The organism is Pseudomonas sp. PS02303, from assembly GCF_029959925.1.
GTDB classification, from domain to species: Bacteria; Pseudomonadota; Gammaproteobacteria; order Pseudomonadales; family Pseudomonadaceae; genus Aquipseudomonas; species Aquipseudomonas mandelii.
Map to the genome: position 1 here is coordinate 1 of NZ_JASCOM010000227.1, position 9,323 is coordinate 9,323.

5 protein-coding genes are annotated in these 9,323 nt (G+C 62.0%); all 5 read right to left on the reverse strand.

Translation table 11 applies throughout. From position 1 onward, the window contains the following. Nucleotides 1-151 precede the first annotated feature (151 nt). Genes QMX98_RS28245 through glgA form a run of 5 tightly spaced genes read right to left on the reverse strand, consistent with a single transcriptional unit; the run spans nucleotide 152 to nucleotide 8,739 of the window. The gene (locus QMX98_RS28245) at nucleotides 152-466 is read right to left on the reverse strand and encodes a DUF2934 domain-containing protein (protein ID WP_083376845.1); all 315 of its coding nucleotides are present in this window, start codon (nucleotides 464-466) and stop codon (nucleotides 152-154) included. A gap of 21 nt (nucleotides 467-487) precedes the next feature. Further along, a complete protein-coding gene (locus tag QMX98_RS28250; protein WP_282411719.1) occupies nucleotides 488-3,268 on the reverse strand; it encodes a malto-oligosyltrehalose synthase in 2,781 nt (926 codons plus the stop codon). Beyond that, entirely contained in the window at nucleotides 3,265-5,343 is a 2,079-nt protein-coding gene (malQ, locus tag QMX98_RS28255; protein WP_010459957.1) for a 4-alpha-glucanotransferase, read from the reverse strand. The genes QMX98_RS28250 and malQ overlap by 4 nt, the downstream gene beginning before the upstream one ends. Beyond that, nucleotides 5,340-7,136 carry a malto-oligosyltrehalose trehalohydrolase gene (treZ, locus tag QMX98_RS28260; protein ID WP_282411720.1) on the reverse strand — a complete coding sequence of 599 codons (1,797 nt, stop codon included), beginning with the start codon at nucleotides 7,134-7,136 and terminating at the stop codon, nucleotides 5,340-5,342. The genes malQ and treZ overlap by 4 nt, the downstream gene beginning before the upstream one ends. Nucleotides 7,137-7,152: 16 nt before the next feature. After that, nucleotides 7,153-8,739, reverse strand: coding sequence for a glycogen synthase GlgA (gene glgA / locus QMX98_RS28265; RefSeq protein ID WP_282411721.1), 1,587 nt, complete (start codon nucleotides 8,737-8,739; stop codon nucleotides 7,153-7,155). Nucleotides 8,740-9,323: the final 584 nt, after the last annotated feature.

Sequence of the window (9,323 nt, forward strand, 5' to 3'; positions counted from 1 at the left end):
GCCCGCGAAGGCGGTGTTTCAGTCACAGTTGAATCGACTGACATGCCGCCTTCGCGGGCAAGCCTCGCTCCTACAGGTTTTTCGTGGGCGAGCAAGCCCACGGTGGCCAGGGGGCTGGCCACGAGGTCAATCAGGACGCGACAGTGAAGCGTCAGACAGCAGGCGGTTTGCGCGCTGCTTTAGGCTTCTTCTCGGCAGCTTTTTCGCCGGGCGGAATCACCTTTGAAGCCGCTGCAGGCTTGGCCTTGGCTTTCGGCTCGGGCACCTTGCCATTGGCTTTGGCCACAGCAGGCTTGGCAACCGTTTTACTGCCGGCAGCCTTGGGCAATTTTTTGGGGGCCAGGGCTTCGGCTTCAGCCAGCTTGCGCGCCATCTCCCAATGCCGGGCGTCCTGGCCCTCAGGCTTACCTTCCGATTCCCAGATTTGATAGGCAAATTCGCGAACGCGTTTATCGTCGGTACTCATCGCAATACTCCTGAACTGAACTCAAGCTTGGGTAAACGTTTGAATAAAGAGATTGACCGGGAAATCCCCCAGCGCGGCGCTGATGTTCAGCTCCCTGTGGTGTGTGACTGCTGTGCTCGAGAAAAGTCCCTTCAGATTTTCCTCAGAGGCGGTGAACGGTAATTTCACCCGTGTATCGCCCCAGCGCAGCGCGTCAACCCAGGGTTCGGCACTGTTTTCCAGCAGCGGGGCGCATCGAATCGGTACGATCACGATGGCCCGTTTTCCCTGATGTTCGCGAGCAAAGGCCAGCACTCGGTGAGCCTGGCTGCCCACGACCTCAAGGGCTTGATACGTCCCTCGTCGAAACAGCTCCGCATGCTCGGCCCGCAGGTTCAACACCTGCTTGATCAGGGTTTGCTTGATGTGCCCGTCACGCCAGTTGGTCAACAGGTCAGGCAGATTCAACGGCACCTGCATCGCCTGTTGGCGGCTCTCGTAATCCACCGGCCGGCGGTTGTCCGGGTCCACCAGCGAGAAGTCCCAGTACTCGTTGCCCTGGTAGAGGTCCGGGATCCCCGGCACGGTCATGCGCAGCAAGGTTTGCGCCAACCCGTTGAGGGCGCCGGGGACGGCGATGCTCTTGGCGGCTTTGCTGAGTGCGGTGCACAAGAGCTCGCCTTCAGGGCTGAGCAGCAAGCGTTGCAGGAATTGCTGAACGGCGTTTTCGTAAGCCTCGTTCGGCGCGCTCCAGCTGCTTTGCAATTTGGCTTCGCGCAAGGCTTTTTGTTGCCACTGCCACACCCGTTGAGTGTAGTTCTCCAGCGCCGGTTGATCGTAACCGTGCAAGTCGAGTGGCCAGCTGCCGAGGAGCGCTTGATACAGGATCAATTCATCGCCCGCCGAGGGCATCTGGTCGTCTTCACGCAAGGGCCGGGCAAGAGTCCGCCACAGCGGGACCTGCTCGGCGTACCAGGCGCTGCGTTCACTCAACACCGCCAACCGCGCGCGGGTGTCTTCGCCGCGTTTGTGGTCGTGGGTGGCGGTGGCCAGCAGGTTGTCCGGAAACTGCTCCAGGCGATTGATGCAGACGGCATGGAAATCGGCGACCGACGCACTGAATTGCTCGGTGCTGAAGCCCACATCATTGCGCGACAGCAGCACCGCTGAGCGATAGAACGCGGTGTCTTCCACAGCCTTGGCTGCGGCGGGTGAAGTCAGTTGCTGGAACCGCACACAGGCATGCTTGAGGATCTTGCGCTGACGACCCACCGGGCGTTTGCGCCACGGCTCACCGCCGAGCCAACCGGCCAGGCAATCGAGCACCGGCCAATCGGCCTCGCCGAGGGTCTGCCGGGCACCGTCCATGGCCTGCTGGAAAAACACATCGTCTTCGGCAGAACGGCCACGCGGGCTGATGTAGGTGCGGTACACCGGGAAATGCACGATCAGTTCCTGCAACGCCCGACGGATCGCGCCCAAGGTCAGGTCGCGGGTCATCAGATCGTCCCGAGCCACTTGCAGCAACGCCTGGGCCACACTCTCGAAATCGCCGGCCAAGGAGCCGTTGAGAATCTGCTGGCGCGCCAATTGCGCTTCCTGACGGAAGTCGGCGGGCCGTTCGCTGAAGCGATTCCACAGTTCACCCAGAACCTTTTCACCCTCGGGATCGTGCTGCAGCAACGACAACTGGTTCATGAATTCGTAACCGGTGGTGCCGTCCACCGACCAGTCGCGGTGCAGGGTTTCACCTTCACCGAGAATCTTCTCGACGTAGATTGGCAGGTGCCGGTCGGGCGACAGGGTATCGACCCGACGCCGTAGTTTGCGGCAGTAGCCGCGCGGGTCGGCGAGGCCGTCGATGTGGTCGATGCGCAGACCGTCGACCAGCCCTTCAGCCACCAACTCGAAGATTTTCGCGTGGGTCGCTTCGAACACGGCGGGGCGTTCGACCCGCAGGCCGCCCAATTCGTTGACATCGAAAAAACGCCGCCAATTGATGTCATCCGCCGCCGTGCGCCAACTGGCCAGCCGATAGCTTTGGCGTTCGAGCAGGTTGTGCAGCCGCTTAAAACCATCGGGCGTCAGCGAATCGTAGGCACTGAGATTCTGCTGAATGCACTGCAGGATCGCAGGGTCACTGGCCAGTTCGCGCAGCTCTGCCTTCAGCGGTTGCGCCAGGCTGTGCGAGTCGGTCTGGTAGCTCAAAGCACTGAAACGGTCGGCGAGAAACTTGAGTTGCTCGTCGTCGGTTCGCAGCAGTTCACCGTAGCTCGACGGGCAGATCGGGAAGTGATGCTCGTAGTGCTCGACATAAAACGCACCGCGTTGTGCATCAAAGCGCAAGGGCAGGGTGCCGTCTTGCAAGGCGACGCCGTAATCGCTGCCGAGGAAAGGCAGCAGCAACTGGCCCTCCATCAGCGGGTCGGGTGAGTGCCATTGAATGTCGAAAAACTCGCCGTAAGGGCTCAGGCGTCCCCACTCCAGCAAATCCAGCCACCAAGGGTTATCACTACCACCGACGGCCATGTGGTTGGAGACGATGTCGAGGATCAGCCCCATCTTGTGTTCGCGCAGGGCCGCAACCAGGCGGCGCAGGGCCGCTTCGCCGCCCAGCTCAGGGTTGACCGTGGTCGGGTCCACCACGTCGTACCCGTGCATTGAACCGGCGCGGGCAGCAAGCAGTGGCGAGGCATAGACGTGGCTGATGCCCAGGCTGGCAAAGTACGGCACCAACGGCACGGCTTGATCCAGCGTGAAGCCTTTATGGAATTGCAGGCGCAACGACGCGCGAAGCGGCAGCGGTTGTATTGACTGATTCATTGGTCACGCTCGCCAGCCTGAAGTCGCGCGCAGGCGAGCAATTCCAGGCGCCGCGAGGCGTCCGGGTCATCGAGCAGCGCTTCACTGCTGCCCGGCAAGCGCCGCGACCAGTTGGGGTGCGTGTCGATGGTGCCGGGCAGGTTGGCCTGTTGTTCGATGCCCAGGGCATCTTCCAGTGGCAGCAACACCAGCGGTGCCCGGGTATGCCCGAGAAAGCGTACCGCCGCGTCCAGTATCTGGTCCGTCTCATGGGATTCTTCGCGGAAGTTCTGCGGGTCCTCGCTCAGCACGCGACGCAGGCCTTCACGCTCGCGCTCACGGTGATGGCGCCATTCGATTTCACCCGTGGCATCGACCAGGCCCAATCGGGCGTTCCAGTCGATGTCACGGCCATGCCACCAGCCATTGAGCGTCGGCAGGTCATGAGTGCTGGTGGTCGCGAGAGCGTTGTCCGGCCAGTCGAGAATCGATTTGAAGTGCGCGTTGTCCTGTTCAAACAGCAGCACGCGCATGCCGAGGATCGAGCGGGCGATGAGTTTTTCCCGCAGACCATCGGCCACCGTCCCGAGGTCTTCGCCCAGTACGATCGCCTGATGGCGATGGGATTCAAGGCTGAGCAGGCGCAGCAGGTCGTCCACCGGGTAATACAGGTAGGCGCCGTCGGCGGGCGGCGAGCCATTGGGGATCACCCACAGCCGTTGCAGGCCCATGACGTGATCAATGCGCAAGCCGCCGGCGTGGGCGAAATTGGCCCGGAGCATTTCGATGAAAGCGCGAAAGCCGTTGCGCACCAGGCCTTCAGGAGAGAATGCGGAAATGCCCCAGCCCTGGCCGGTGCGGTTGAGAATGTCCGGTGGCGCCCCCACCGTCAGTGAGGCGAGCAGTTCGTCCTGGCGACTCCACGCCTGACTGCCACCGCCGTCGGCACCCACCGCCAGATCAGCGATCAGCCCAATGCTCATCCCCGCGCTGCGGGCGGCGGTTTGTGCGCGCTCCAGGCAACGGGTGATCAGCCATTGGCTGAACGCGAAGAAGCCAATGCGACCGGCGTTCTCTTCGGCAAATTCGGCGAGGGCGGCGCTGCGCGGGTCGCGCCATTGTTCCGGCCACTCGCGCCAGTCGAGGGTTTCACCCTTGGCGGCGCGCGCTTCTTGTATGGCTTCGAAGCGGCAGTGGTTTTCCAGTGCCTCACCGGCCGCGTGGCGGAAACTGCTGAAATCGGCATGCAACGGGTGTTCGCCCTGGACGAAGCCTTCATACAAGGCTTGCAGTAAACGATGCTTGGCTTCGGCGGCCACGGGCCAGTCAATCAGCGGCTGTTCTTCCAGGTGTTGCAGTTCGGCAGCGAGGCCGGTGGCGTCTATCGCGGCACGCCACGCGCGCTCACCGAGAATAGCGCCCGGCGCAGCGTAGAGGCTGTTGAGAAACAACCGGCTGGACGGTGAATACGGGCTGTAGCGTTGGGTGTCGCTGCCAAACATCGCGTGCAGCGGACTGATCGCCAGTGCCTCGGCACCGCGTTCGCCGGCCACTCGAGCGAGGTCTTCCAGCGCCTGGGTATCGCCGAACCCGCCATCGCCGGCGCGACGCAGCGAGTACAACTGCACGCTGAGGCCCCAGGTGCGCGGGATCGGACTGTCGACGGCATCGCCGACGCTGTAGCAACGCGCCGGTGCCACGGCCAGGGTAAATGATTGTCCGTCGATGCTGACGTGCTGATACCCGACCGGAACCAGGCCGGGCAGTTGGGCCTCGGCGTCCAGTTTCAGGTTGAGTCGTGAGCCATCTTCAAGGTGGATCTCGCACGGCGATTCCGGTTCAAAGAAATGCGCCAGGTCGAGGCTGACGCCGAAATCGGCGGTAATGAGCGGCGGCAGATGCCGGGTCTGTTGCACCTCCTGCAATTGCAGGAGGCTGGCGTCGATTTCCTGTGCGGTGCTGGCCGGGTGGCCGAGTCCGATCAGGACATTGCGCAATACCGAGGGGGCGACTTTCTGCGGGCGGCCGTTGGCGTCGATCCAGTCGACTGCCAAACCGGCACGGCCGGCCAGTATTTCCAATTGCGCATCACTCATTGGCGCTCTCCATCCGGGGGTAGCAAGGGGGCTGCGGCCGTGAGGCTGACTAGCGCGCAATACGGGGCAAGGGTGCCCTGTTCCAACAGGCCGGCTGACTGAGGCGGCGTTTCGAACAACAACCTGGCGTCGGCCTGTGGGGAGTGGACCACTGGCTTGTCGCTGAGGTTCAGGTCAATGCGCAGCTGACGGCCATTGCCCAGTCGCCAGCGCGCTGTCACTGCACCTTCGCCCAACACCTCGGCACCCAGGGCTTGAGCGCCCGGCAGGTGGGGGATGATGTGGTCGTGGCGAATCCGCAGCAGTTGGTGATACAGCCCCTGCATGGCCGATTGCCGGGTGGCGCTCAGTTTTGGCCGCGACGCTTCAAAGGTCTGTGGCGCGTTCGGATCGGGGATCTGTTCGCGTCTATGAGGATCGGCAAAGGCGCTGAAGGCCGCGAATTCATTCCGTCGCCCTTCGCGGACCAGCTCCGCCAGTTCACCGTGATGGCTGGTAAAGAACAGGAACGGCTCTTCGGCCGCGAATTCGTCGCCCATGAACATCAGCGGGATCATCGGCGACAGCAGCAACAGCGCGGTCGCCGCTTTCAGGGCTTCGAGGGGAGCCAATTGATGCAAGCGTTCGCCGAAGGCACGGTTGCCGATCTGGTCATGGTTCTGCAAAAACAGCACGAACGCGCTGGGCGGCAGGTGACCGCTGGGCTCGCCCCGGGTTGTCCCGTGGCGGGTCACGTGGCCTTGAAACACGAAGCCCTGGCTCAGGCAGCGCGCCAGTTTTTCCGTGGGGTTGTCGGCATAGTCAGCGTAGTAGGCGTCGGTTTCACCGGTCAGCAAAACGTGCAAGGCGTTGTGGCCGTCATCGTTCCACTGCGCGTCGAATCCTTCCTCCAGCAGGCTGGCCTGGTTGTGTTCGTTCTCGACCGTCAGCCAGACGTGCCGCGCCGGGTTGGTTTGCTCGCGAACCGTCTGCGCCAGTTCCTGAAGAAAGTCCGGGCTCTCAATGGCGTGCACGGCATCCAGGCGCAGACCATCGAAGCGGTATTCCAGCAACCACATCAGCGCATTGTCGATAAAAAAGTCCCGCACTTCGCGGCGCCGGAAATCGATGGCCGCACCCCAAGGCGTGTGCTTGTCTTCGCGAAAAAAGCCCTTGGCGTAGTGATGCAGGTAATTGCCGTCCGGGCCGAAGTGGTTGTAGACCACGTCGAGAATCACCGCCAGGCCATGGCCGTGGGCGGTGTCGATCAGGTGTTTAAGTTGTTCGGGAGTGCCATAGGACGATTGGGGCGCGTAGGGCAGAACCCCGTCGTAACCCCAGTTGCGATCGCCGGGGAACTGCGCCAGCGGCATCAGCTCGATCGCAGTGATGCCCAGGTCAACGAGGCGCGCCAGGTGCTTCTCGACTTCACTGAAGCCGCCGAGCGCACCGACATGCAATTCGTAGATGACCGCCTCGTTCCAGGGGCGGCCGGTCCAGGCGCTGTTCTGCCACTGATAGGCGAGTGGATCGACCACCACGCTGTGGTCGCTGATATCGCCGGCCTGCGCGCGGGAGGCCGGGTCCGGCACCTCCAGCTCGCCATCGATGTTGTAGCGGTAACGCGTACCCGCCGTGCAACGGGTCTTGATCACGAACCAGCCATCAGCCTGAGGCAGTAGCGGCAAGGATTGTCCATCTTCCAGTTCGACACTGACGTAAAACGCATCTGGCGCCCACAAGGCAAAACGCGTGTGTTCTGCGTCCAGCATGATTGCGCCGTGGGGCCAGGTCTCAAGGGTCCGTAACGGCATCGTTGAAAACCTCTTTTTACTGTTTGCCCGATTTACCCAGGGCTTTGGCGACCAGTCGTTCGTAGAGTTCGGCGTAGGGTTCAACCGCCTTGCACCAGTTGAACGGCGCGGCCATGGCGCGGCACCGCATGGCGCTGAGCAGGCCCGGGAAGGCGAACACCTTGAACGCGCGGCTCAGGGCTTCTTGATAGCTCTCCACCGTGGATTCGTCGAACAGGAAACCGGTCACGCCGTTTTCGATGGTGTCGGCCAGACCGCCGGTATTGCGGGCCACCGGCAGCGAGCCGAAGCGCTGGGCGTACATCTGGCTCAAGCCGCATGGCTCGTAACGCGACGGCATCAACAGGAAATCACTGCCGGCGAACATGCGACGGGCGTCGGTTTCATTGAAGCCGATGCGCACGCCGACTTGCCCGGGGAAGCGCAGGGCGAGTTCCCGCATGGCTTGTTCTTCTTCGGGCTCGCCACGACCGATGATCGCGATCTGGCCCCCGTTGTTGACGATGTATTCGGAGACCGCTTCGGTCAGGTCCAGACCTTTCTGATAGACCAGGCGCGAGACCACGGCGAACAGCGGGCCTTCGGAGTCTTCCAGGCCGAACAGGTCGCGGACATGGGCGGCGTTGACTGCTTTGCCGTCCCAGTCGCCGATGCCGAACGGGCAGAACAGGTGCGGGTCGGTGGCGGCGTCCCAGCTTTCATCGATGCCATTGGGAATACCGCTGAGCAGGCCTTGCTGGGTCTTGGCGGCGAGAAAGCCGTCGAGACCGCAGCCGAAGGCCGGCGTGGTGATTTCCTGGGCGTAAGTGGCGCTGACGGTGGTGATGTGGCTCGAATAGGCCATGCCGGCCTTGAGGAACGACATCTTGCCGTAGAACTCCATGCCTTCCTGTTGCAAGGCATGGTTGGGAATACCGAGTTCAGGGCACGAGCCCAGGCTGGTGACGCCTTGATAGGCCAGGTTGTGAATGGTGAAGAGCGTCGGGGTGCGCTGTCCACGCCAGTGCATGTACGCTGGCGCCAGGCCGGCTGGCCAGTCATGGGCATGCACCAGATCCGGGCACCAGTGGATTTGTGCCAGATTGGCGGCGATATCGGCGGCGGCCAGGCCCAGGCGGGCGAAACGAATGTGGTTGTCCGGCCAATCGCGGCCGTTGTTGGCGCCGTAAGGCGAACCTTCGCGCTCGTAGAGTTCGGGGCAGATCAACACGTAAATGACCAGACCGTCCGGCATGTCCATGCGTCCGATCTTGCAGGGTGGCAGTGCGGCGTGCCCACCCAGTTCACCGATGATATGGATCGGGTTTTCACTGTGCAGCACTTGCGGGTAACCGGGGATCAGCACCCGCACATCGTGCAGATGAGACATGGCCCGGGGCAGCGCTGCGGAAACGTCACCCAGGCCGCCGGTCTTGACCAGATCGGCGATCTCGGAGGTGACGAACAATACCTTCTTTCTGTTCGGATTCTGACTGGCAGCCGGTGACAGCGTTTTGGTGCCTGGTACGCTGATCGATTTGGCGCTCGGAGCATTCACGGCGCTTGATTCGCCGACCTGCTGATGAGCACGCTCTCCCTGAATATCTAAAGCCGCACTAATCATATGAATCTCCCGTGTTGTTGATCTAATTCTAGGTCTGGCACCAACGGTGTTCGTGGCCAAATCCTGTGGCCGGGCGCAAACGCGCTTCGCATCGGTGAGCAAATGCTGCCCCATGCGCTAATGCAGAAAGGGTGAAGGGGCCGTTGCAAGGAATGCACCAGTCGCTGAGGCCCTACCTTTAACCTGACCCTTGGGCAGGACCGAAAGTTTCGAGTTTTTTACCACCAGATGACTGACCGGTTTTACCTCGCGAAAATGAGTCTAGGCCAGATCCTAGAGCGGGGCAGGTCAAGTGGCGAAATTGTTCGACAATCGGTGGGGAGAGGGTAAAGGCACAACGCTTGTAGGGGGAAACGCACCGACGAAGGGCAGGTTTATTTTTCGGTATGGGTCAAAACGGGACTGGCAAGTCACGGTAACGGGCGTGGTTTACGGGGTTTTGCACCATTGCAGTGCGAGGTGTGTCGGGTGTGAGGGCCTCATCGCGAGCAGGCTCGCTCCCACAGGATCGCGGTCATCTGTGGACTATTTTCACTGCAAGCCGCTCCCACCTTGAAATGCGGTCCACTGTGGGAGCGAGCCTG

What these genes read in the sequence shown, in the direction of transcription:
- QMX98_RS28250 (WP_282411719.1), bottom strand. Translation starts at nt 3,268, where the DNA reads ATGAATCAGTCAATACAACCGCTGCCGCTTCGCGCGTCGTTGCGCCTG.
- glgA (WP_282411721.1), bottom strand. Translation starts at nt 8,739, where the DNA reads ATGATTAGTGCGGCTTTAGATATTCAGGGAGAGCGTGCTCATCAGCAG.
- treZ (WP_282411720.1), bottom strand. Translation starts at nt 7,136, where the DNA reads ATGCCGTTACGGACCCTTGAGACCTGGCCCCACGGCGCAATCATGCTG.
- malQ (WP_010459957.1), bottom strand. Translation starts at nt 5,343, where the DNA reads ATGAGTGATGCGCAATTGGAAATACTGGCCGGCCGTGCCGGTTTGGCA.
- QMX98_RS28245 (WP_083376845.1), bottom strand. Translation starts at nt 466, where the DNA reads ATGAGTACCGACGATAAACGCGTTCGCGAATTTGCCTATCAAATCTGG.